Annotated in this window: 22 protein-coding genes; 5 read left to right on the top strand and 17 right to left on the bottom strand. The window is 40.8% G+C overall.

The features are described 5' to 3' along the window. Positions 1-326, top strand: a 326-nt coding sequence (locus tag G4D82_RS13640) for a T9SS type B sorting domain-containing protein (RefSeq protein ID WP_166337852.1), incomplete at its 5' end; no start/stop codon positions are given. 164 nt (positions 327-490) lie between these two features. Here the strand turns inward: G4D82_RS13640 and G4D82_RS13635 are convergent. Further along, complete coding sequence (locus G4D82_RS13635) at positions 491-1,684, bottom strand: pyridoxal phosphate-dependent aminotransferase (protein WP_166337851.1); 1,194 nt, start codon at positions 1,682-1,684, stop codon at positions 491-493. 119 nt (positions 1,685-1,803) lie between these two features. Between G4D82_RS13635 and G4D82_RS13630 the strand changes: the two genes are divergently transcribed. Further along, complete coding sequence (locus tag G4D82_RS13630) at positions 1,804-3,129, top strand: PDZ domain-containing protein (RefSeq protein WP_166337850.1); 1,326 nt, start codon at positions 1,804-1,806, stop codon at positions 3,127-3,129. A gap of 51 nt (positions 3,130-3,180) precedes the next feature. Here G4D82_RS13630 and G4D82_RS13625 read toward each other — a convergent pair whose 3' ends face one another. After that, complete coding sequence (locus G4D82_RS13625; protein WP_166337849.1) at positions 3,181-3,618, bottom strand: DUF1573 domain-containing protein; 438 nt, start codon at positions 3,616-3,618, stop codon at positions 3,181-3,183. A 267-nt stretch (positions 3,619-3,885) separates the two neighbouring features. Between G4D82_RS13625 and G4D82_RS13620 the strand changes: the two genes are divergently transcribed. Further along, positions 3,886-6,519 carry a valine--tRNA ligase gene (locus tag G4D82_RS13620; protein ID WP_166337848.1) on the top strand — a complete coding sequence of 878 codons (2,634 nt, stop codon included), beginning with the start codon at positions 3,886-3,888 and terminating at the stop codon, positions 6,517-6,519. Between the two features lie 66 nt (positions 6,520-6,585). Here G4D82_RS13620 and G4D82_RS13615 read toward each other — a convergent pair whose 3' ends face one another. From G4D82_RS13615 to rsfS, 7 genes are all read right to left on the bottom strand, one after another. Continuing rightward, the gene (locus G4D82_RS13615) at positions 6,586-7,353 is read right to left on the bottom strand and encodes a superoxide dismutase (protein WP_166337847.1); all 768 of its coding nucleotides are present in this window, start codon (positions 7,351-7,353) and stop codon (positions 6,586-6,588) included. Between the two features lie 4 nt (positions 7,354-7,357). Next, entirely contained in the window at positions 7,358-7,630 is a 273-nt protein-coding gene (locus tag G4D82_RS13610; protein WP_166337846.1) for an acyl-CoA-binding protein, read from the bottom strand. After that, the gene (locus G4D82_RS13605) at positions 7,627-8,283 is read right to left on the bottom strand and encodes a phosphatidylserine decarboxylase family protein (RefSeq protein WP_166337845.1); all 657 of its coding nucleotides are present in this window, start codon (positions 8,281-8,283) and stop codon (positions 7,627-7,629) included. The genes G4D82_RS13610 and G4D82_RS13605 overlap by 4 nt, the downstream gene beginning before the upstream one ends. Continuing rightward, the gene (locus G4D82_RS13600) at positions 8,273-9,073 is read right to left on the bottom strand and encodes a phosphatidate cytidylyltransferase (protein ID WP_166337844.1); all 801 of its coding nucleotides are present in this window, start codon (positions 9,071-9,073) and stop codon (positions 8,273-8,275) included. Before G4D82_RS13600 ends, G4D82_RS13605 begins: the two co-directional genes overlap by 11 nt. Before the next feature lies 1 nt (position 9,074). Beyond that, a complete protein-coding gene (locus tag G4D82_RS13595) occupies positions 9,075-9,677 on the bottom strand; it encodes a lactate utilization protein B/C (protein WP_166337843.1) in 603 nt (200 codons plus the stop codon). A gap of 105 nt (positions 9,678-9,782) precedes the next feature. Then, the gene (gene ftsH, locus G4D82_RS13590; RefSeq protein WP_166337842.1) at positions 9,783-11,714 is read right to left on the bottom strand and encodes an ATP-dependent zinc metalloprotease FtsH; all 1,932 of its coding nucleotides are present in this window, start codon (positions 11,712-11,714) and stop codon (positions 9,783-9,785) included. 10 nt (positions 11,715-11,724) lie between these two features. Next, positions 11,725-12,096, bottom strand: coding sequence for a ribosome silencing factor (rsfS, locus tag G4D82_RS13585; protein WP_166337841.1), 372 nt, complete (start codon positions 12,094-12,096; stop codon positions 11,725-11,727). A gap of 48 nt (positions 12,097-12,144) precedes the next feature. Between rsfS and G4D82_RS13580 the strand changes: the two genes are divergently transcribed. Further along, positions 12,145-12,918, top strand: coding sequence for a biotin--[acetyl-CoA-carboxylase] ligase (locus G4D82_RS13580; protein WP_317167579.1), 774 nt, complete (start codon positions 12,145-12,147; stop codon positions 12,916-12,918). On the opposite strand, the gene G4D82_RS13575 is transcribed toward G4D82_RS13580, so the two are convergent. The 6 genes from G4D82_RS13575 to pyrE form a co-directional block, all read right to left on the bottom strand. Then, positions 12,915-14,903 (bottom strand): O-antigen ligase family protein, encoded by a 1,989-nt coding sequence (locus tag G4D82_RS13575; RefSeq protein WP_166337840.1) that lies wholly within the window; start codon positions 14,901-14,903, stop codon positions 12,915-12,917. The two genes, G4D82_RS13580 and G4D82_RS13575, sit on opposite strands and share 4 nt — an antisense overlap. Positions 14,904-14,958: 55 nt before the next feature. Then, complete coding sequence (locus G4D82_RS13570; RefSeq protein WP_166337839.1) at positions 14,959-16,284, bottom strand: TolC family protein; 1,326 nt, start codon at positions 16,282-16,284, stop codon at positions 14,959-14,961. Between the two features lie 4 nt (positions 16,285-16,288). Continuing rightward, entirely contained in the window at positions 16,289-17,518 is a 1,230-nt protein-coding gene (locus G4D82_RS13565; RefSeq protein ID WP_166337838.1) for an HlyD family efflux transporter periplasmic adaptor subunit, read from the bottom strand. Further along, positions 17,472-19,886, bottom strand: a complete 2,415-nt coding sequence (locus G4D82_RS13560) for an ABC transporter transmembrane domain-containing protein (RefSeq protein WP_166337837.1) — start codon at positions 19,884-19,886, stop codon at positions 17,472-17,474. The genes G4D82_RS13565 and G4D82_RS13560 overlap by 47 nt, the downstream gene beginning before the upstream one ends. A 231-nt stretch (positions 19,887-20,117) precedes the next feature. Further along, complete coding sequence (locus tag G4D82_RS13555; RefSeq protein WP_166337836.1) at positions 20,118-20,510, bottom strand: SRPBCC family protein; 393 nt, start codon at positions 20,508-20,510, stop codon at positions 20,118-20,120. A 50-nt stretch (positions 20,511-20,560) separates the two neighbouring features. After that, on the bottom strand, positions 20,561-21,208 hold the full coding sequence (gene pyrE, locus G4D82_RS13550) for an orotate phosphoribosyltransferase (RefSeq protein WP_166337835.1): 648 nt from the start codon (positions 21,206-21,208) through the stop codon (positions 20,561-20,563). An 8-nt stretch (positions 21,209-21,216) separates the two neighbouring features. Here pyrE and G4D82_RS13545 point away from each other — a divergent pair, with 8 nt between their 5' ends. Beyond that, positions 21,217-21,825 carry an NUDIX hydrolase gene (locus G4D82_RS13545; RefSeq protein ID WP_166337834.1) on the top strand — a complete coding sequence of 203 codons (609 nt, stop codon included), beginning with the start codon at positions 21,217-21,219 and terminating at the stop codon, positions 21,823-21,825. A 1-nt stretch (position 21,826) separates the two neighbouring features. On the opposite strand, the gene coaD is transcribed toward G4D82_RS13545, so the two are convergent. Together coaD and G4D82_RS13535 are read right to left on the bottom strand one after the other, a co-directional pair. Next, complete coding sequence (coaD, locus tag G4D82_RS13540) at positions 21,827-22,282, bottom strand: pantetheine-phosphate adenylyltransferase (protein WP_166337833.1); 456 nt, start codon at positions 22,280-22,282, stop codon at positions 21,827-21,829. Between the two features lie 390 nt (positions 22,283-22,672). Then, a complete protein-coding gene (locus G4D82_RS13535) occupies positions 22,673-23,650 on the bottom strand; it encodes a D-alanine--D-alanine ligase (RefSeq protein WP_166337832.1) in 978 nt (325 codons plus the stop codon). Positions 23,651-23,732 lie beyond the last annotated feature (82 nt).

The following is a 23,732-nucleotide window of genomic DNA, read 5'->3' as shown; positions in this document are numbered from 1 at the left end:
CTGTAACGGTGAAAGACCGCTTTGGATGTGGTACGGCAAGCACTACCTTTAGAGTGGTGAACTTCCCGAGGTTCTTCACTCCGAATGGCGATGGATATAACGATACTTGGAACATCACCGAAATCGCGGCAGACCAGCCCGATGCTTACATTTATATCTTCGACAGATACGGAAAACTCCTCAGAGAACAGTCGGTTACAGGCGAAGGTTGGGATGGTACACTCAACGGATTAGAATTGCCCTCTTCTGATTATTGGTTCCGAGTGTTTTACAGAGAGAATGGTGAAGACAAAGAATATAAGTCACATTTTTCTTTGAAACGCTAAACGTCAATTAGATTATAAAATAAAAAAAGCAACTCTTCAGAAGTTGCTTTTTTTATTAGGTGTTGGTTAGCTCATAGCCCTAGCCCCGATGGTAACAACATCCTTTTGCCGCGTTCTTGAGCGGTAAAAGATACAGTGAACAGCGGGATCAGCTACTTAAAAAACTACTTTTTATTATAAGTTTCGAGTGCTGCTTTTAAAATCTGTACCGAACGGATCAAATCTTCTTTTTTGAGCACGTAGGCGATGCGGACTTCATTCAGGCCAACATTCGGCGTAGAGTAAAAACCCGCAGCAGGCGCCACCATCACGGTTTCTTGGTTTAAATCGTAAGATTCGAGCAACCACTGTGCGAAATTATCGGCGTTGTCAATAGGCAGTTGGGCGATGCAATAAAAAGCACCTTTGGGCGTAGCGACTTTGACTCCGTCTATTTTCTGCAGCTCGGCAATCAGTGTGTCGCGTCGGTCGCGGTATTCTGAAATGACTTCGTTGAAATAGCTTTGTGGTGTATCTAGCGCGGCTTCGCTGGCAATTTGGGCAAAGGTTGGTGGGCTCAAACGGGCTTGGGCGAACTTCATTGCTGCAGCCATCACTTCCTTGTTTTTGGAAACGATGCAACCGATTCTTGCACCGCACATGCTGTATCTTTTGGAAACAGAATCAATCATGATGGCATGTTGTTCTAATCCTGGTAAGTTCATCACCGAATAATGCGGATCGCCGTCATAGGTGAATTCGCGGTAGACTTCGTCAGCAATTAAGAACAAATCGTGCTTTTTGACTAGCGCCGCGAGTTGTTCCATTTCGTCTTTTGAGTATAAATAACCAGTCGGATTTCCCGGATTGCAGATTAAGATGGCTTTGGTTTTTGGAGTGATTAGTTTTTCAAAATCGGCAATTGGAGGCAAAGCAAATCCGGTATCAATGGTCGAAATTACAGGAACGACTTTTACACCTGAAGCGGTTGAGAAACCGTTATAGTTAGCATAAAAAGGTTCGGGAATGATGATTTCGTCGCCTTGATCCATCGTGGTTCCCATGGCGAAAAGCAGGGCTTCCGAACCGCCGGTGGTAATGATGATATCGGCTACATCAACGGGTAAACCATGAGTTTTGTAATATTGTGAAAGTTTGGTTCTGTAGCTTTCAAAACCTGCCGAATGGCTGTATTCGAGTACCTTGATGTCTAGGTTTTTGATGGAGTTCATCGCAACCTCTGGCGTTTTGATATCGGGTTGTCCAATGTTGAGATGGTATACCTTGTGGCCTTTTTTCTTGGCAATGTCGGCATAAGGAACCAATTTACGAATCGGAGATTCAGGCATTTGTTGCCCTTTGTGGGATATTTTCGGCATGATTAATCAGTTTTTAAGTGCTGCAAATTTGCGAATTTTTTCAGTGTGCGCCAATTGTTTTAAATGTTATTATTTTCGGAGGCAATGGCTTTTTAGTTATTTTTATGCAAACAAACTTTATGAGACGACTTGTGGTAATCTTACTTCTAATTGGTATTCAACCGTGGGCTTTAGCGCAATCCGGTTTTGAGTTTGAAGCTAAGAAGAATAAAATCACGATTCCTTTCCGGTTAATCAATAATCTGATCTTCGTTCCTGTCAAGGTCAATGGCGTGGAACTCAATTTCCTGCTCGATTCTGGAGTCGAGGAAACCATTCTTTTAAGTCTAGAAGACAAAGCCGAAGTACGTTTTAATAACGTGCAAAAAATTAAACTCAAAGGTTTGGGCGACAATGAAGCGATTGAAGGGTTGCGCTCTTCTAAAAATATACTTTCTTTCGATGGCTTGACAGACCGTAATCATGAGGTATATATTGTTTTGGATCAAGACTTCAATTTTTCGTCGCATGTTGGTATTCCAGTGAACGGTATTATTGGTTATCACTTTTTCAAAAATCACATGGTGGAAATCAATTACAGTAAAAAAAAGATTATTGTTTATAAAGATGACAAAGCACTAAAACCCAAAACCCGGAACCGTTTTGATTCTTTTCCTATTTCTATTGAGCGCAATAAACCCTACATAACTGCACAAGCTACTTTTTCTTTACAAGATATCGATGCCAAGCTTTTGGTCGATTTGGGTAACAGTGATGCTGTTTGGATTTTCGATAAGCCAGAACGAAATGTTCGTATGCCTGAGCCTAATTTTGAAGATTATTTGGGGCGTGGTTTCAGCGGAGATATTAATGGTCGTCGCGCCAAAATTACCAGTTTCAGCATTAATGGTTTTGAATTTCTTAGTCCAATAGTTTCATTTCCCGATTCGTTATCCATCAAAAGTGTTAGTATGGTGCCAAATCGATTGGGCTCTGTAGGCGGTGAAATCCTAAAACGATTCAATCTGATTTTCGATTATCCTAATCAGAAACTTTATTTGCAGAAGAGCAGTCATTTTGGCGAACCATTTACATACAACAAAAGCGGTATAGAGCTACAGAACGAAGGCATGCAATGGGTTCAGGAAACGGTGAAGCTCAATACGGTTCATCAGGTGATTGGTTTTGACAACACCGGAGAGCGAACCGATAACCAATTCAAATACAAATTTTCGCTGAAGCCGGTGTATACGATAGCCAGTGTCAGAAAAAATTCACCTGCTCAAATGAGCGGTTTGCAAGCCGGAGATACCGTACTTTCAATCAACGGACGCGAAACCTATCTTTATTCGTTACAGAAAATTAACGAGCTTTTGCGCGCAGAAGAAGGTAAGATAATTTATATTTCTGTGGAGCGCGAAGGCAAACCACTAAAGTTTAGTTTCGAACTCAAAGACATACTATAAGCTGAAATTTTATGCAAAAAAAAAGAGCCTCATTGCTGAAGCTCCTTGTTTTTAGTTGTCACTGGATATAATTCCTTTTTTCTTTTCGAGGATGTTGACCTCTTCTTTCACGATCACATCACCTTTGATTTTCAGTGCCACTCGACCACCTTCTACATTGACCGCATTGGATTCTACCGTGATGGTTTTTCTAATTGGGCCTGGGCTCATGTTGTACTTCACATCGATTTTTCCTGTTTTCCCCGGCATAATCGGCTCGGTAGGTTTGGAAGGAACGGTGCAACCGCAAGTCGATTGTACGTTGGTGATGATTAGCGGCGCATCTCCGGTATTCTTGAACTCGAAAGTTCTTTGGCCGTTGTCAGAATCTCTGTATACAGTACCGTAATCAATCGTGTTGTCTTTGGCCATGAACTCAATTTTCGCGCCTTGTGCAGCAGCCGAAAATGCAAAACCAATGAACGCAAGCAGTACAGTTAATTTTTTCATTGTCCGATTTTTTTAAGATGAGTAAAAATACTTTGTTTTGATCAATGTGCAAATATTAAATCTTAATTTTTTATTTACTTTTGCACGGTTACCAAAAAGCATACCGCAGGGTTTTCTTTTCAGGAGCTGTTTCCCGCTATTCGTTACAATCTTTTTGCTTTTGGAGGCAAAAACAAAAAGGATTTCCACTACTATCGGGGCTAGGGCTGCAGGTTCAGTAAGACATTTCCGGTAACCATCAATAATCCGAAATAACCAATTCACAATATGACAATCCCAGCGCAATTCGAAGCCAAAGCCATGGAGCAAAAATGGTACGCCTACTGGATGAAAAACAACTATTTTCATTCCAAACCCGACCATCGCACACCGTATACCATTGTAATTCCGCCACCCAACGTGACCGGAGTATTGCACATGGGCCACATGCTTAACAATACGATTCAAGACGTATTGATTCGTTGTGCTCGTCTCAAAGGATTCAATGCTTGTTGGGTGCCCGGAACCGATCATGCTTCCATCGCGACCGAAGCGAAAGTTGTGGACAAACTGAAGTCAGAAGGCATTAATAAGAATGACCTTTCGCGCGAAGAATTCCTCAAACACGCTTGGGATTGGACCGATAAATACGGCGGTGTCATCCTCGAACAACTCAAACAATTGGGTTGTTCCTGCGATTGGGACCGTACCAAATTCACCATGGATCCGGATATGTCGGCTTCAGTCATTCGCTCTTTTGTCGACTTATACAATAAAGGCTATATCTATCGCGGCTACCGCATGGTCAACTGGGATCCGGAGGCCAAAACTACGTTGTCTGACGAGGAAGTAATTTACGAAGAACAACAAGGAAAACTCTATTTTCTCAAATACAAAATTGAAGGCAGCGAAGACTTTTTAACCATTGCCACCACGCGTCCGGAAACTATTTTCGGCGATACGGCCATCTGTATCAACCCGAATGATGAGCGCTTCAGCCATTTGAAAGGCAAGAAAGCCATCGTCCCGATTTGCGGCCGCGTAATTCCGATCATCGAAGACGAATACGTTGATATGGAATTCGGAACGGGTTGTCTCAAAGTAACACCGGCGCACGATGTGAACGACCGCGTGTTAGGTGAGAAACACAACCTAGAAATTGTAGATATTTTCAACGAAGACGCCACCTTGAACAGTTTCGGACTGCATTATCAGGGCAAAGATCGTTTCGTCGTTCGCGAGGAAATTGCCAAAGAACTCGAAACTTCCGGTGCATTGGCTAAAACCGAAACGCATACTAATAAAGTAGGAACTTCGGAAAGAACCAAAGCCGTCATTGAACCGCGCTTGTCCGACCAATGGTTCCTGAAAATGGAAGAATTGGTGAAGCCAGCCATTAAATCGGTATTGGAAACCGAAGAAATCAAATTATATCCGAAAAAATTCGACAACACTTACCGCCATTGGTTAGAGAACATCCGCGACTGGAACATTTCGCGCCAATTGTGGTGGGGCCAGCAAATTCCGGCTTACTACTACGGTGACGGAAAAGAAGATTTTGTTGTAGCTGAATCTATTGAAGAAGCGTTAACGCTCGCTCAGCAGAAAACCGGCAACAGCCAACTTTCCACTGCTGACTTGACCCAAGATGCAGACGCCCTCGATACCTGGTTTTCGTCATGGCTTTGGCCGATGGCTGTTTTCGGCGGCATCATGGATCCGGAAAGCCCTGATTTCAAATACTATTATCCGACCAACGATTTGGTGACCGGCCCAGACATTTTGTTTTTCTGGGTAGCGCGTATGATTATCGCGGGTTACGAGTATACCGGCCAAAAGCCGTTTTCAAATGTTTATTTAACAGGTTTAGTGCGTGACAAACACCGCCGAAAAATGTCGAAGTCGTTAGGTAATTCACCTGATCCACTGGATTTGATTGACAAGTTCGGAGCCGATGGTGTTCGCGTGGGCTTGCTGCTCAGCGCCTCTGCCGGAAACGATATTATGTTTGACGAAGAATTGTGTCTGCAGGGAAAATCTTTCTCCAACAAAATCTGGAATGCGTTCCGACTGATCAAAGGTTGGGAAGTGTCAGACAGTATCGCGCAACCCGAATCTTCTAAAGCCGCAATTCAGTGGTATGAAGCCAAATTACAGCAAACGCTCCACGAGATTGAAGACCATTTTGAAAAGTACCGCATTTCAGATGCACTCATGGCTATTTATAAACTCGTTTGGGACGATTTCTGTTCATGGTTCTTGGAAATGATCAAACCGGCCTACCAACAACCGATTGACCGCGCTACTTTCAACAAAGCGATTGAAATGTTGGAAAGTAATCTCAAGTTATTGCATCCGTTCATGCCTTTCTTGACCGAGGAAATTTGGCAACACATCGCTGAAAGAACACCAGAAGAAGCTTTGATTGTCTCAACTTGGCCAGAATTAAAAATGTTCGACAGCAATCTGATTTCAGATTTTGAAACAGCCATAGAAGTGATTTCCGGAATTCGAACCATTCGTAAGGAAAAGAACATTCCGTTCAAGGATGCCATCGATATGAGCGTCATCAACAACGAAAAAGTGTCGACATATTTTGATCCGGTAATCATCAAATTGGGTAATGTTTCCGATTATGATTATGTAGCTGAGAAAATCAACGGCGCTTTGTCTTTCCGCGTGAAGTCAAACGAATATTTTATCCCGGTTACTGGCGCAATCAATGTAGAGGAAGAAATCGCCAAGCTAACCGAGGAACTTAATTATACCAAAGGTTTCTTGAAATCGGTACAAGCTAAATTATCTAACGAGAAATTTGTCAACGGCGCTCCTGAAAAGGTTTTGGAAATAGAACGCAAAAAAGAAGCCGATGCCTTAGCCAAAATCGCTACTATTGAACAAAGTTTGGCTGGGTTGAAATAAATTTTAAACACGAATTACACGAATTTGCACGAATTAAAGAAGTACTTATTCTGTATAAATTCGTGTTTAATTTTTTATCGCTTCCTCATAACGTTCACCTACTTTTTTCCAATTAATGACATTGAAAAATGCCTCGATGTACTTTTTGCGCTTGTACTGATAATTTAGGTAATAGGCGTGTTCCCATACATCTAAAGCGAGAATCGGTGTTCCTTTAATCAAAGCATTCGGCATTAAAGGATTGTCTTGATTGGCTGTACTGGTTATTTGTAATTTTCCAGCCTTATCAGTTACTAGCCAAGCCCAGCCTGAGCCGAATTGCTTAGAAGCAGCTTCTTCAAATTGGGTTTTGAAGGCTTCGAAAGAACCGAAATCGCGATTGATGGCCAAGGCTAAAGTGTCTTTAGGTTTTGCTGCGCCTTTAGCCACCATATTTTCCCAAAATAAGCCGTGATTGTAATAGCCACCGGCGTTGTTTCTTAGGTCAGCGTTATTCAGGTCTAGTTTTTTGAGAATATCTTCAATGGGCAAAGATTCTAGTTCGGTTCCGGCCACTGCCTTATTGAGATTATTGGTGTAAGTCAGGTAATGTTTAGAATAGTGCAGTTCCATAGTGAGTGCATCGATATGCGGTGCCAAAGCTTCATAACCATATGGTAAAGCTAACATTTTGAATGCGCCATCGTCGGCTTTGACATCTTCCGGATTGCCAATGACCATTTTATCTTCTTTGGACGGCAGCGGCACTTCGACCACTTCAGTAAGTTTTTTGTTATTGCAGGAAAGCAGCACAAGCCATAGCGCGCTCATGCCAAAAAGTAGTTTTTGATTCATGGGATTATTTTTTGGATAAAGCTAAAATCGCTTCGATATACAATTCTTTGGCTTCATCAGAAGTCAGATGGCTAATTTGCATCCAGGCGTTGGTTTTGAAAGCATTGCGCAAATCAAAAGTGTTGGTGGCTTTGAGCGGATCTAAAGTTCCTGCGGTGGCCTGCTTGTAATAGGCGTATAGGCGCAATTGCACATCTTGCGGAAGTTCTGACTGAGACATTTCATCTGCCAAGGCAACAGCTTCTTCAAAACGGGTATTTAGATCTTTTTGGGTCATGTGGTTTTGGTAGCGATGATGGTTTTCCCACCGACGGCTACTTGATTGAGTTTGACATCGATCTGGGTTCCGAGCGGCAAATACAAATCGACTCTGGAACCGAATTTAATAAAACCGGCATCAGTACCCTGAATCACTTGCATGCCATTTTGAGCATAATTGACGATTCGTCTGGCCAAAGCACCGGCAATCTGACGGTACAAGATTTCACCGAAAATGCGGTTTTCTACTACAACAGTTGTTCGCTCGTTTTCTGTACTGGCTTTAGGATGCCACGCCACTAAATACTTTCCCGGATGGTATTTGCTAAAGTTGATTTTTCCATTCACCGGATAGCGAGTGACATGCACGTTAATTGGCGACATGAATATCGAAACCTGAAGGCGTTTGTCTTTGAAATATTCTTCTTCGTATACTTCCTCAATGACTACTACTTTGCCATCTACCGGAGCAATAACGTGTTCATCATTAATAGCGACTGTTCTTTTCGGATTTCTAAAAAACTGTAATATCAAAATTAGCATGATGAGTACCAGAATCTGTACGGTTTTCTGCAGCCAGAGCGCTTCGATTAATCGGTCGGCCATGAGTAAGAAAATAACCGTTAGGGTAGTCGCAATGAGGATAATTTTCCCGCCTTCTTTATGAAACATAGTTTAAAATTTGGTATAACAAAAATACAAAAGGTCCGGCAAATATAATACTATCGAGTCGGTCTAAAATGCCGCCGTGCCCAGGCATGATTTTTCCGCTGTCTTTGACTCCGGCTATACGCTTAAATTTCGATTCGATTAAATCGCCTATCGTTCCTAAAGTTCCTACAATTAATGCAATCAGCATCCAAAGCGCGATGGGTTGAGCAGTGTAATACTGAGCAACAAAAATGCTTGCGATAACCGCGAACACTAACCCGCCAATAAATCCTTCAATCGTTTTTTTGGGCGAAATGCGCTCGAACAATTTTCTTTTGCCTATTGATTTACCCACTACGTAAGCCATAGTGTCATTCACCCAAATCAATACAAAAAGCCCGATGATTATACTCGGATTGAATTCATTTTCGATTAAAGGTAATTTGGTAATCAGTAAAAAGGGTAAAACGATATAACCGATTAGGTAGAGGTATTTTGAGAATAAACTCGGTTCGGTTGTTTGCGTTCCGAATAAAAATAACATTGCCTTTGATGCGGTAACGAAGGTAATCGACCAAAAAACAAGGTCGACAATCGGATTTTGAATAAAAAACGAAAAAGTCAGAAAAGCCAATAAGGCAATCGGGTAAGCAATACGTTTGGGAAGTTTGACCAAGTCGCAAAATTCGCCCACGGTCAGCATCAAGAATATGCCGAAAAGCGCTAAAAAACTGTTCAGGAATAAGGTCGCAGAAACTAATATAACAATATATAATGCACCCGAAAGCGACCTGATTAGGGTTTCGTTCATCTTAAAGATCTTCTAAAAGAAGTAAATAGAGATTTTTGGCCGAACTGCCATATTGTAAAAAGTCTTCTTCTTTGGCTTTTTCGAAATATTTGATGGTAGTGATATTGGTCGGGTAATCTTTGTCGTATTTCTTTTTGATGGCGCGAAGACCGTCACTTTTGCTTTCTAAGATTTGACTGGTGGTGGCCAGGATCACCATATTTACCGGCAGATCATTTGGTTTGTTCTGCTTGATTTGGTTTGATGAGAACAAGATTGAGCCTTCATCGGCAATTAGGTTTTCACAACTTGCCAACAAGAACTTGGGGTTGGTGGTGTTCTTGTAAACCAGTTTGTTTTCATCGAGCATACTGTACAACTTCGGTTCAAAACAAGTGGCTTCAGACTCGAACCAATCGTTTTCTTCTAAGATATGTTCAAAATGGTCTTTGACTTCGGATAAATCTTCGCAGTAGAGAAATTTTCCTCCGTTTTTCTTGAAATTGAAAGTGAACTTTTCATCTGCGGGTGCCGATAAATGGGCTGGCGGAGTATTAAACTCACTCTGCTTTTCCTCGTCTGAGGCATCATTACCGGTACCAAAAAATTTCCTGAAAAGACTCATATGCTGTAAATAGATAGGTATGAAAACATCCAAAGATAAAAAAATCTTAATTCAAATAATGGCTCGAATTAAGATTTTTAAAAAAAATATGTTTTTGCTGAAAGTTTACAAATCAGTTTCTTCTTGAAGGTTTGCGTCGAATTTGCGCTTGCCAAAAATAGCTTCCAAATCGTCTTTAAATATCACTTCCTTTTCTATCAGAATATCAGCTAGTTGATTCAGTTTGTCTTTGTTTTCTTCCAGAATTTGTATCGCGCGTTGGTACTGACTTTCGATGAGTGCCGAAATTTCTTTGTCGATAACCATAGCGGTTTCTTCTGAATAGGGTTTTGAGAAATTATACTCGCTTTGCCCTGATGAATCGTAGTAGGTGATATTGCCTAATTTGTCGTTCAAACCGTAAATGGTCACCATGGCACGCGCTTGTTTGGTTACTTTTTCAAGATCGCTCAAGGCTCCGGTTGAAATTCGGTTGAAAGTTACTTTCTCAGCAGCCCTTCCGCCCATCGTAGCACACATTTCATCGAGCATTTGATCGGGGCGTACAATGAGTCTTTCTTCAGGCAAGTACCAAGCGGCGCCTAAACTCTGTCCTCTCGGAACGATAGTTACTTTTACCAACGGCGCTGCGTGTTCAAGCATCCAACTTACCGTGGCGTGCCCAGCTTCGTGTATGGCAATGGCTTTCTTTTCTTCGGGTGTGACAATTTTGTTTTTCTTTTCCAAACCACCAACAATTCGATCTACCGCATCAAGGAAATCTTGTTTGTCTACCGCTTCTTTGTTATTACGGGCAGCAATTAGTGCAGCTTCATTACAAACATTAGCTATATCTGCACCTGAAAATCCTGGGGTTTGTTTGGCTAAGAAATCGGTGTCTAGAGCTTCTACTTTTTTAAGTGGTTTGAGATGTACTTCAAAAATTTCCTTGCGCTCACGAATATCCGGAAGGTCAACAAAAATCTGGCGATCGAAACGACCGGCTCGCATCAAGGCCTTGTCAAGAACATCGGCGCGGTTGGTTGCTGCCAATACAATAACATTTGAATTCGTGCCGAAACCATCCATTTCAGTAAGCAACTGATTAAGGGTGTTTTCACGTTCGTCATTTCCGCCAGAGAAATTGCTCTTTCCACGGGCTCGGCCTACTGCGTCAATTTCGTCAATGAAGATAATTGCTGGAGATTTTTCTTTGGCCTGCTTGAACAAATCGCGAACTCTGGAGGCACCTACGCCTACAAACATTTCTACGAAATCAGAACCCGACAAGGAAAAGAACGGCACTTTTGCTTCACCGGCAACGGCTTTGGCTAAAAGGGTTTTTCCGGTTCCGGGCGGCCCGACCAGCAACGCACCTTTAGGTATTTTTCCACCCAAGTTGGTGTATTTTTCAGGGTTCTTTAGAAATTCAACAATTTCTTGTATTTCTTCTTTGGCGCCTTCAAGCCCAGCGACATCTTTGAAAGTAGTTTTGATGTCAGTTTTTTCGTCAAAGAGTTTTGCTTTTGATTTTCCGATATTGAAAATTTGCCCTCCGCCGCCTGGAGCACCACCGCTCATTCGTCTCATGATGATGATCCAAATGACGATTATTACCAAAATAGGCAATAAGTTGATGAAAATTTCAGACCAATTGCTCTTCGGCATGAAGTTGTAATCTTTGAGTTTTCCATCGGCCACTGCTTGTTCGAGTTTTTTCTGGAAAATTTCGTCGTTTCCGATGTCAAAAACGTAATGCGGTCCTTTAGTATTAGGGCGATTCAGCAAGTCTTTGGCAACCGCTTTGTGCTCGGGTAGTTTTAAAGCTTCAGGTGTTAAATAAACTTCCGCTTCAGTTTTATTGTAGATAATTACTTTCTGAACATCACCACGCTCTAGAAAAGTATTGAATTTGGAAGAAGAGGTTTTGGCCAGCTCTTGAAAGCTCGACCCACCAGTGGCAAAACTGATGAAGAAAAAGAGCAAAATGACCCCGGCATAGAGAATCCACGGGCTAATTTTGATTCTATTAGGATTGGGTTTATTGTCTTGGGCCATGTTTTTCGGTTTAGTATTTATTGGCTATGGTAGTGATTTTGGCGTCGCCCCAAAGGCTTTCTATGTTGTAGTATTCACGAATGTGTTTCTGGAAAACATGCACCACAATATTGACATAATCCATAAGCACCCACTCGGCATTGTCTGTGCCTTCAACGTGCCACGGTTTGTCTTTGATTGCTTTTGAAACTGTTTTTTGGATGGAGTTAACAATTGCGTTAACCTGAGTATTTGAATTTCCGTTGCAGATAATGAAATAGTCACATGCGGAATTATCTATTTCTCTTAGATCTAAAATGTCAATATCGTTTCCTTTTACTTCCTCGATTCCTTTGATGATGTTTGCTAGTAACACATCGTTATTACTCGTCTTTTTCGCCATTTATTATTTTATATATGTGTGCAAAGGTATCATTTTTTGTCATTAAATTTGAACCTTAACATAAGATTAAATTCCTATTTTCAATTCATTGCGATGCGGCTTGTCAAACTCGATGCCATAGATTCTACAAACGATTTCCTGAAGTATTTTTCACGTCGGGAAAATCTGGAGAATTTTACAGTAGTCACCACTGAAAATCAAACCAATGGGCGTGGTCAAATGGGCTCGGTTTGGAATTCTCAGGTTGGTAAAAACCTTATAATGAGTGTTTTGATTAAAGATTTTATACCTGACGCTAGTTTAGTTTTCAACTTGAACATTGCAGTATCTTTAGCCGTAATTCAAAGCCTTCAAAAGCTCGAAATACCTGAGTTGTGCATCAAATGGCCCAACGACATTATGTCAGGGAATAAAAAAATTGGCGGAATTTTAATCGAGAATAGTTTCAAATCAGACCAAGCAATAGATTCAATTGTAGGCATTGGCATTAACGTCAACCAAACTGAATTTGAAAATTTGCCGCAAGCTTCTTCGCTGATTTTGCAAACGGGCGTCAGTTTCAATAAAGATGAATTGCTTTTGGGTATCATACAGGAACTAAAAGCCATTGTCGAAAATTGGTCCAAAGCATCAGAAGACTACAAAATACACTATGATAATCTGTTGTTCAAAAAAGGCGAGCCAATGATTTTTCAAAAACCAGATCAATCAAACTTTGTAGGAGAAATTATAGGGGTAAATGCTAGTGGACGGCTACAAATTCTTAACGAAAATAGCCATATTGAAGACTTTGATCTTAAAGAAATAAAACTGCTTTTTTAAAGCACAATATCCTTATCTTTCATTGATAATACCATGGTTTTAAAGCTCACTTTTTGTTGTTTTGACAGATAGTAAAGCCGGAAAATATGATAGCTGTTGGTGATTTTTTTAGCTACTTTTTTGTACAGAACAGGATCGTTATTTCGGGTAAGTATCAGATTTATTTCTTTCTGAAGAATGGGCATTATGTATAATTTATATTTTTTATTGGTGTTAATGACCTGCATTTTATCAATGGTTTCAAAAGCCAAATCATATTGTTTGTTGTTGTAATACACTGCCGCTAAGTTCAGCCTTGCCTCTTCAAAATTACTCGATATTTTCAAAGCTTTTTGATAACATTCAATTGCTTTTTGTCTTTGATTATAATTTTCGTAGGCGGTTCCTAAACTCAGGATTACCTGAATTTGATAGGGCGCTTGGGCATAAGCACTTTCAAAATAACGAACACTTTGACCAAAATCGTTCTTATGGAAACAAGCCGTTCCTTTGTACCAATCTATGGGCATACTGGTCGGGTCGATACTATAAAAACGATTCTCAGCATTTTGAGCGTGAAGCAGTGTTTTTTCCCAAAGTTCGTTGTCTTTGGCGCGATACATTTTGACAGTTTCTATTTCGCCTTTAAAACGGGAAACACCTACAATCAGAGCAAATAGACCAATAGTTGCGGTACTGTATATTAAAATTTTACACTCAAGTTGCGAGGTAGGATTTTCTTTTTTAAAGGTGTAATATTCTGTTGTTGTTATTGCAAAAAGCAACATCAGAAAGATTTGATGCTCGATACGTTCCAGAGGGAAATCAAAGAGAGCAATGACAAAATATCCAGCAATGACGCCGAAGATTAGCACGAATTTGAATTGTTGCGATGAATCACTTTTTCGAATTAAAAAGATGAGTTGATAAAAAATAATCCCGAAAATCACTAAATAGGTGAGAAGTCCGATCAATCCATTTTCGCACAATATGGTCAAGAAGTCATTGTGGGCGCGTTGAACGGTTTGCCAACCATTGGTAATACTCATTTCATCAAAGTGGTCGAGTCCATATTTCGGAAATTCCACTTGCCAATTTCCGGCACCAACACCGAGCCAAGGGTTTTCTTGCCACATTTGAATAGAATTCTCCCAAAGTTGCATTCTTGAGGTTAAAGTTTTGTTGTTGCTCACACGCTGAATGTATCTTTCTATGCCTTTGAGAGGTATAGTCGATTCATTTGATTTCGATGAAATGCCCCAAATTGCAGCTACCAATATTAGAATTAATAAAGTCGAAATCGCTAGAATCAAAGTTGTTCTTCTGATGCTCAGGCGTTTGCTGAGAAAGTAGCCCAGCAGAATTATTCCGAAAACTCCTAGTGCCAGAAAAACAGTTCTTGTGCCCAAAATCATCAATACTGGGAATGTGCCTATTAGCGCAACTAAAGCCAATATGCGCCATGGTTTTGATTGTTTTAAACCCATCACCAAAAAGGGAAGACACAAGAATAGGAAAGAAGCCAACAGGTTTTTATTGGCAAAAAAGCTATCGATTGTCGTGGCTTTGTTCCATAAATCTTCAGCAGAATAACATTCGTAAAAAGCACCTAACAAGGCAATTGTACTAACGCCGATGCAGGCTTTTACAATCGTTCCAACGTTTAGCAAACCTTGATCAAGCGCGTAAATGCTCAAAGCCAAAAACGCAAAAAGCAACAATTGTTTCGATAAGGTATAATAGCTTTCGGAGTTGAATCCGCTGTAGAACGAACCCAATGCCATGAAAAGGAAATAACCAGCAAAACTCAGAAATAAAGAGTTTTTCAGAGGAATTGAACCCAGAGTATCATTTCTAACTAAAAGCCCAATACTCAACACTAGAACAAAAACCGAAAGATATACTTGGCGCGGAACCAAAACCGGATCCACGGTATTTGAAAAGTGAACCAACGGCAACAGCAGCAAAAAAAATAAATAACTTCTTTCGATGATTTTGGCTTTCATTCTAATGACTTTGAGCCAAAGATATTAAAAGACTGCTGATTTTTCCCGACTAATTTTACAGCGAAAAAGCTTCGCCCAAATAAAACTTAATCAGCGCATTGTTGTAGAGCAATTCGTATTTAGACTGAATGAGTTGCGCTTGCGAATTATTGTAGTTGGCTTTGGTGACATTGAGTTCGTTGGTATTGATTTTACCCAATTCGAATTTCAACAAATCGGCCTCAAAACTCTTTTGTGAAAACTCGAAAGCTTTCGCCGAAGCTTCATTTTTCTTGAGCGAGGTTTTGGTATCGGTAATCGCTTTCAAAACGGTTTTAGAAAGTTCGTTTTGTTTAATTTGCGTATCGATTTTAGATTGTTTGTATAGAATTCTCGAAGTCTTGATCTTAGAGCGGTTGTCAAATTGGCTGAAAATAGGAACAATTAAGTTGAACCTGAGAATGTTGACTTCATTGTTACGAATTTGCTCGCGGAAATCCAGTAAATCTTCTTCGTTGTCTTCATAATCGGTTTTGGTGTATTGCGTACCGTATTGCGCGCGCATGGACAGTACCGGATATCTCGAAGCTCTAGCCAAGGCCAATGCTGCTCTGGCTTTCTTTTCACGGAATTTACTCATTGTAATCGCCGGATTCAAATCGAGTGCTTGTTTGATGATGCCATATTGATCTTCCACGTTCACATTTGAGTCGAGTTGCAAAATCGGTTTGACCAAAGTGATTTCTTTTTCCAACGGCAAGTTCATGAGTTGTTTGAGGCTGACCATATTGTCGATCAGGTTATTTTGGTGGGTAATCAAATTCAGCTCTTCAGAAGCTTTTTGCGATTTGATTTTAAACACTTCACCTTCGGGAATCGAACCGGCTTCGAATTTCAGTTGGGCCAATTCGAGTTGCTTCTGGCTGGCTTCAATCTGTTTTTCGTTGGCAGCGATAATTTCTTGCAGATACAGAATTGTGATGAACTTTTCGGCCAGATCAATCGTAATTTCGTTCTGCACTTTTTGCACGTTGGATTGGTTGATGCGGTATTCCTGTTTGTTCAATCGAATCGTGTTTAGCGTAGTAAATCCGGCGAAAAGGTTATAAGTCGCATTGATGTATCCTACATAATTCTTGATATCGGTATTGATGAACAAGTTCGAATTCGGATCAATATCACGGCCCCAAGAGTTTTTATTCTCCGCTGTTCCGTAAAGGTTGGGCGCCAATTTTCCGTAGCTCGAACGGTATTGTGTTTTGGCAATTTGTTCTTGGTTGAGTGCAGTTTTAAGATCGAGGTTGTTCTTCATGGCCAATTCCAGACAATCCTTAAAAGTCATCAGGTCTTGGGCTAGGCACAGTTGGGGCAGTATTAGCAGTAGAAGTAGGTGTTTTTTCATTGTATCAATTCATATTATTGTCAATCTTGTTGAACAATTTTTTCATGATATATTGGTAAAGCTGCATGCGTTCGATAATGACTTCACCTTTAAGTTTGTAACCGGCCTTGAGGTTGATGTTCGGATTGTATTTGCGAATGTCAGCCAAACAGTAAAAAGTTTTTTCTACATCTGAAGGAGAAACATAAGTGATTTTACCTTTAATCGCTCCGTAACGATAGTAATTGTAAGCATCAAGTTTCAGGTTGATTTCTTGTCCGTTTTTGACATAAGCCAAATCCTTTTCGTCCAAAATCACCTTGGCGTAGAACTTCTCTTTTTTCGGAGCCAATATACCAAGCAATTCGCCTTTACCGAGCAATTCTAAGTTTTGACGGGCGTTAAACAGGTTCGAAATGGTTCCGTCAACCGAACTGGTAATCACGAGTTTGTTAAGTTCGTCGGCGATATAGGTCAGGTTGTGTTTTCCGTCTTTGATTTGGGTTTCGAGTTCCACTAAATCGTTCTTGTAGCCTTGTAGTTCGTTATCTGCCTCAATGATGCTGCGCTGCAAATCGTTTCTCGACCGTTTGTAATTGTTGGTCAGGTTCTCAAAATCGTAATTCTTCATGCCGTAAGTCGATTTCACATCCACCTGCGATTTCTTGACATCGATGTTGCGGTTCTTGGTATCGGTCATCTCGTAACGCGAAATAGCACCTTTGGCATACAGCAGCGAATCGGTCTTGAACTTGTCATTCAGGATCGAGCCTTGCTGTGAAGAAAGGTTCAACTTGTTATTAAGTGCTTCAATTTCGATAGCCGTTTTCTTGCGGTCGGTTTTGTAAATACCCGACTGGATTTTAAGCAATCGCACCAACGAAGCTTTACGCTCTGTAGTGTTGGCAATAAGTTTCTTGATGATTTCGATTTTGTGCGTTTTCGATTCCAAATCCGTGTTCAATACGTCGTAATCAGAACGGGTTTTCTTGTTCTCCAGAACGAAAAGCGTGTCGCCTTTTTTTACTTCCTGACCTTCGCGAACCGCCACTTTCAAAACCTTGACATCGTTCGGAGCGTTGATCTTCATTTGTGGGGTATCAGAATAAATCTGGCCTTCCTTAAAAGTCACAGTATCGTTTAACCGCAAGGCAAAAATCAATACTACGACAACAATCAGGAACGCTACAAGAATCTTATTAAGTATCTTAATAAAATTGATCGACCTCGTGTTGTAATAGGTAGAGTTCTCCATTGGTTATTTTATATTTTTTCGTGAAGTTAATATTTTTGATTGGTTCGTGAGAAATGATAATGAACGTCTTGTCATTGTCATTGTCGATAAGCGATTCTACTTTGTTGCGCGACTCGATGTCCATGCCCGAAAGCACTTCGTCTAGAATGACGATTTCGGTCACAGCGAACAATGCTCTAAGCAAAAGAATTTTCTTGCGTTGGCCGGTAGAAAGGTTTTTCCCGTTCTCGTTGATGATAAAATCCAGGCCGTCTTCTTTTGAGGCAATAAAATCGTAGAAGTTGATTTCCTTGGCCTTGTCGAGAATTTCGGTGAATTCAATGTTTTTGCCCAGTGCGATGTTGTTGTAAATCGTATCGTTGAACAAAATGTCTTCGTTGGTCACCAACAGGATTTTCTCGCGCATTTTCTCTTGATCGTAAAACTTGTTGTCGCGGTTGTTGATCATGATGGTGCCTGCTTCGGGCTGATAAAGCGTCGTGAGTATTTTACTGAACGTTGATTTTCCGGAACCGTTCTGGCCTTCAATCTTGATTTTTTCGCCTTTTTTAATCTTGATGTTGATGTCTTTCAACACATATTCGTTCGGCATATAACTGTAGTGAATGCCTTGGAATTCAATTTTGTCGATGGTGAAATCTTTGATGCCTTTGCTGTTGCGCACTTTGGTGTCTTCGTCAAAATCGAGGTATCGTCTAAGAATTACTTCGTTTTCCTGCAGCGTCATGTTGTCGTCGAGAATGCCTTTCAGCGATGAGAAAATCTTAGAAGACAAAGCAATGAAAGTTACAATTTGCCCCAAAGTGATGATTTGAGTTTCAATCGCCGATTTGGTCAAGAATACAGTAATGAGTACCGATGAGAGAATAATAATCAGCGCCACCACGACTTTGTTGATAATGTCGATATGGCCGTTGCGCAACTGGATTCTAAGGTAATCGTTGATACTCGAATAAATTTTGTTCGAATGGAAACGCTCGATTTTGAAGCTTTTAATGACTTGGATACCTTCGACTTTTTCCATCATTTTAGAGATGAAATCGGCTTTTCTGATGTAGCGCAATCTTTCGTTTTGTTTCAAATAAGGCGTGATGAATTTGAACCAGAAAACAAACAGAATCATTACTCCGAGTACAATCAAGGTCAGTTTCGCATCGATGAAGAACAGAATCATCAACGAATACACCGATACGCTCAAATCCACCAGAATTCCGGTGAAGAATTTCATGAAGAACGTTTTGAGTTTCATCGAGTCGCTCACACGTTCCATCAAATCTCCTTTTTTATACGAGTGAATGTAAGCCAACGAAGAGTTGTTGATTTTTTCATCAAACGAGAACAAGAAGTAACGGTCTAGCGCATTGCCCAAGTGGATGCTTACGTAATTTTTGTACAAGGTCGTGAACAAATCGAAAATCTTGTATATTCCTAAACCAATCGCGAAAAGAATGAGCGTGTTCAGGTTGTAAGTCGGCAATACGTTGTCGATTAAGATTTGGTTGGTAAAAACCGCAATTTGCGCCGTGGTAGCCGAGAACAAAGCAGCAAAAATATAGACGTACCAAAGTTGTTTGTAATCGCCCAATTGCTTGAATAGCTGCCAGTACAAACTTCTTTTGTCTTCCGACGGATAGCTCACTTCGGCTTCTTTCTGCTCATTGGATTGAATGGAAAGAATCAGCGGCGCTTTGTTTTTGATTTTGCCTTTGTCGAGTTCGAGTGTTTTGAAATTGTTCGGAATACTCGAAATTTCTTGGTTTTTCAGTAAATCTGACAGGAAGTTTTTCTCGGCATCGAAATCTTTGAAACCAAAACTTTCTTTGAGGTATTTAAAATAGGTCAGTTTGTTGAATACTGCGGCGTGACCATTTTCAGTAATTACCTGATCGATATTGATTTTGTATTCTTGGAGTTCTTCGTTGCAAATCGCGACGATTTTATCTTCGGTTTGGGCGAAATCCCAGTCGGTTTTGTTTTGCACCGCGCGGTTTTTCATTTCCTGAAGCGTCAAGAAATACTGGCTGCCTTTGCTCGGATCGTATACTTTAAACTTTTTTCCTTTGAGTTCGCTCACCACAATGTAGCGCGAACCGCTTTTGTGCTTGACCGGCATAATAAAAGGAAATAGTTCTTTGATGTTGGCTTCGTTGCCCACGATGTAATTCACATCGAGCAGTTTGAACGAAGCATCGAAACCGTTGGCATCGAGGAAGGTTTTTAAATCGGCGAGGCGAGAACCTTTCTGGTCTAGCGGAATGTTCTCTTCAATATAGTTCCGGGAAATGCTCTTCTCGAATATATTGAACACCGTTTTAATCGCACTGATTCCGCAATCATTGCTTTTGAGTTGTTGGTCTGTTTTTGGCATAGATTTGGGGTTTATCTTATCCAATGTTGATGTATTATTTTAATGCTATCAAATTGTTAATCAAATAATTCTTAGCAAGATTAATTATATTTATTTACTTGGCACAAAATTTTCCTTTGATTAACCGAAAAAAACGATGAAACGTTAAAATGTGCCGGTATTTCCAAAATTATTAAAATGAAAAAGCCTCCGAGGGTTGTCGAAGGCTTTTTTGTTATTTTTTTATTAACGTTAAAGCTTGTGCATATTACCAGCCAAGGTTTCAAGGAACTTTCCGATAGGACCTTTAATCATCATGGCCATCATGGCGTTGAATTCTCCTTCAAAGAACAATTGCACCTCTGATTTTTTCTCGCCAACCGAATCGATTTTAGCCGTTAATGTGAAAGGCAATTTGTCACTGGCAGCGCCCAAAACTAGTTTGTTTGCTGGTGTTTTCTCTTTCATTTTGAGCTTGATTTCAGGCATTCCGTTGAGGCCGAAAACAAACATATCGTCTGTGAGTACTTCAAATTTGGCGATGTTTTCCGGCATTAGTTTTTCGAAATTCTTGACATCAGATAACGAATCGAAAAGATGCTGAGCCGATTGGTCAACGCTTACTTTAGGGCTTTCTAAATTCATAGGAGTTTTGTTTATTTTGATAGATCCAGTATAGATAGGATGGACTTTATTTACACTTCAATTCCCCAAGAGTCTGGTGCCACACTCCATTCTTTGAGTGCGCTTTGTTCTTCTTCGGTAATGTATTTTTTAGTAACAGCTAAATTCAATAAATGTTGGTAATTGCTCAGCGTATACAAATCCACTTTTGCATTTTTGAAGTTTTCCTCAGCGATTTCAAAACCATAAGTAAAGATCGCGACCATGCCTTTCACGTTAACGTTGGCTTCTCGTAAGGCTTCCACCGCGAGCAAACTACTTTTCCCGGTACTGATTAAATCTTCAACTACGACAACGTTTTGTCCTTTTTGCAGGAAACCTTCTACTTGATTCTGACGACCGTGCTTTTTGGGTTCCGGGCGAATGTAAACAAACGGCAAGCCCATGTATTCCGCAACGAGCATTCCGATGCCAATTGCTCCGGTAGCCACACCAGCGATTACGTCTGGTTTTCCAAATTGTTTTTCGATATTTTTTGAAAACTCTTCGCGGATATAATTTCTAATCGCCGGAAAAGACAACGTGAGCCTATTGTCACAGTAAATAGGCGATTTCCAACCCGAAGCCCAAGTAAAAGGATTTTTCGGATTCAATTTAATTGCATTTATTTGCAAAAGCAATTCGGCGGTTTTCTCGGCGGTGTCTTTATTAAAAATCATAAGCACAAATGTATAAAGTTTTTGTCAACGATAAACCATTTTTTTTGACCAATCAGATTGTTAAAGAGACTGATTTCAAAATGTTTTTACTCGAAAGTACTGACATTAAAAAACTTGTCATCAAGATGTATAACAACAAGATCAAAAAGTGCTATCTGTATTATCCCGACGAAAAAGTGATGTTCCAGAAACTCAAGGAGAAAATCCCGATGCAACGCGCCGCCGGTGGTTTGGTCTACAACAAAAACGGCGAAGTGCTTTTCATCTTCCGCAACGGAAAGTGGGATTTGCCCAAAGGCGGCAAAGAGAAACGCGAAAAGATGAAACTCGCGGCGATGCGTGAAGTAGAAGAAGAAACCGGAGTAACAGGTTTGAAAGTCACCAAAAAACTCCAGAAAACCTACCATATCTTCAAACGCAACGGCATCTACAAATTAAAAATCACGCGTTGGTATGAAATGCGCACTGACTTTGAAGGCATTCCAGTTGGTCAAGCCGAAGAAGGTATCGAAAAAGTAGCATGGCTTAATCCGGAACAAATTCAGGAAGCGCTTCAGAATTCCTACGAAAACATCAAATTGCTTTTTGAGGCGGAACAGCAAAAGGTCTTAAAGTAAATTATTTCACCACCACCGATTCCGGCACCAAAACCGTATAATCGCCGCCGTTTCTAATCACATCACGCACAATGCTCGAACTGATGTAAGAAGTTTTCGCTGCGGTCAAAAGAAAAACCGTCTCAATTTTCGAGAGTTTGCGGTTCGTGTGGGCAATGGCTTTCTCGAATTCGAAATCAGCAGGGTTGCGCAAGCCGCGCAGGATAAAGTCGGCTTTGAGTTTGCGACACAAATCAATCGTCAGGCCTTCATAAGTCACTACTGAAACTTTTGGCTCGTCTTTAAAGGCTTCTTCGATAAACCGTTTTCTTTCCTGAAGCGGAAACATGTATTTCTTATCGGCATTCACACCAATGGCCACGATGACTTCATCGAACAGCGAAACGCCGCGTTTGATAATATCGAAATGCCCAAGAGTTATAGGGTCGAACGAACCGGGGAAGATGGCTTTTTTCATTTTTTTTGGAGTGCCTTAGTGCCTGAGTAGCTGAGTGCCTTAGTATTTTGAACGGCTAAGATAAGGAGTTTTGAAGTGCTGGAGTAGCTCAGTGGCTGACTTTTTTTCAGAAGCCGGGAACCTGCTGTACGCTATATCTTTTTTGTTCGTTCCTCTCAAAAAAGGATGCCGCTTCCATCAGGGCTAGGAAGTGCCTGAGTACCTTAGTGCCTGAGCTTTTTTTGGTGCCAAGAAGTAGTGTACGGAAACTGAAGTAGGTAAGTACTTTAAAAGTTCTTTTTTATATAACAGTTAAATGCTACGGAATCAAGTTAGGTTACTTCCCTGTGCCATAAATGCTAAACATCAGTCAGTTCAACTTTCCGAGTTTAAACTCAGGCACTCAGCAGCTTAGGCACTTCCCAGAGCCAACTCAATCGCATTAGTAAACAAATCTTCCAGAGAAATCCCGGCGGCGCGTGCTTGTTGCGGAATCAAACTTTCGGTGGTCAGGCCCGGAATGGTGTTCATCTCAAGCATATAAGGTTCGTCATTCACGATGATGAATTCACTTCTGGAAAAGCCTTTCATTTTCAAAATTTCGTAGGCGCGTTTGGCTACGGCGTTGACTTTTTCGGTGAGTTCGGGTGAGATTCTCGCGGGTGTGATTTCTTGTGATTTGCCCAGATATTTGGCTTCGTAATCGAAGAAGTCGTTCTCGGAAACAATTTCGGTCATGGGCAAAACGGTGATTTTTCCCTGATAATTAATTACACCGACTGAAACTTCAGTGCCATCGAGGAAACTTTCGATGATGATTTCGCTGTCTTCTTTGTAAGCGACTTCAATCGCGATGGGCAATTCGGCTTCGGTTTTTACTTTAGAAATTCCGAAACTAGAACCCGATTTGTTGGGTTTTACAAAGCAAGGCAAACCGACTTTTTTGACAATCGCAGCAGTATCGATGTGTTCGCCTTTGTTGAGGTAGAACGATTCGGCGCATTTGATTCCGTAGGGTTTCAAGACTGAAAGCAAATCACGTTTGTTGAAAGTGAGTGCAGCCTGATAATAATCGCAGGAAGATTGCGGCAAACCAATCAAATCGAAATAGGCTTGCATGAGTCCGTCTTCCCCGGGCGTGCCGTGAATCGCGTTGAACACCGCGTCGAATTTGATTTTCTCGCCATTTACGGTGATTGAAAAATCGTTTTTGTCGATCGGGAATTCGTTGTTGTTGTCATCGACATAAACCCATTTTTCTCTGAAGATGTGGATGCGGAACCCGCGGTATTTGTTTTTGTCTAAATATTGGTAAACGACGTTTCCGCTTTTGAGCGAAATCTCGAATTCGGAGGAATAGCCGCCCATGATGATGGCAATGTTTTTCATTGAAGGGATTTTAAGATTTTTGGATTTTAAGACTGTAGGATTTTAGGATTGTAAGATTAGGTCTTACAGTCTTACGATCTTA

It is taken from the genome of Flavobacterium lotistagni (genome assembly GCF_011392125.1).
In the GTDB taxonomy this organism is placed as follows: Bacteria; Bacteroidota; Bacteroidia; order Flavobacteriales; family Flavobacteriaceae; genus Flavobacterium; species Flavobacterium lotistagni.
This window is presented reverse-complemented; position numbering and strand designations above follow the sequence as displayed.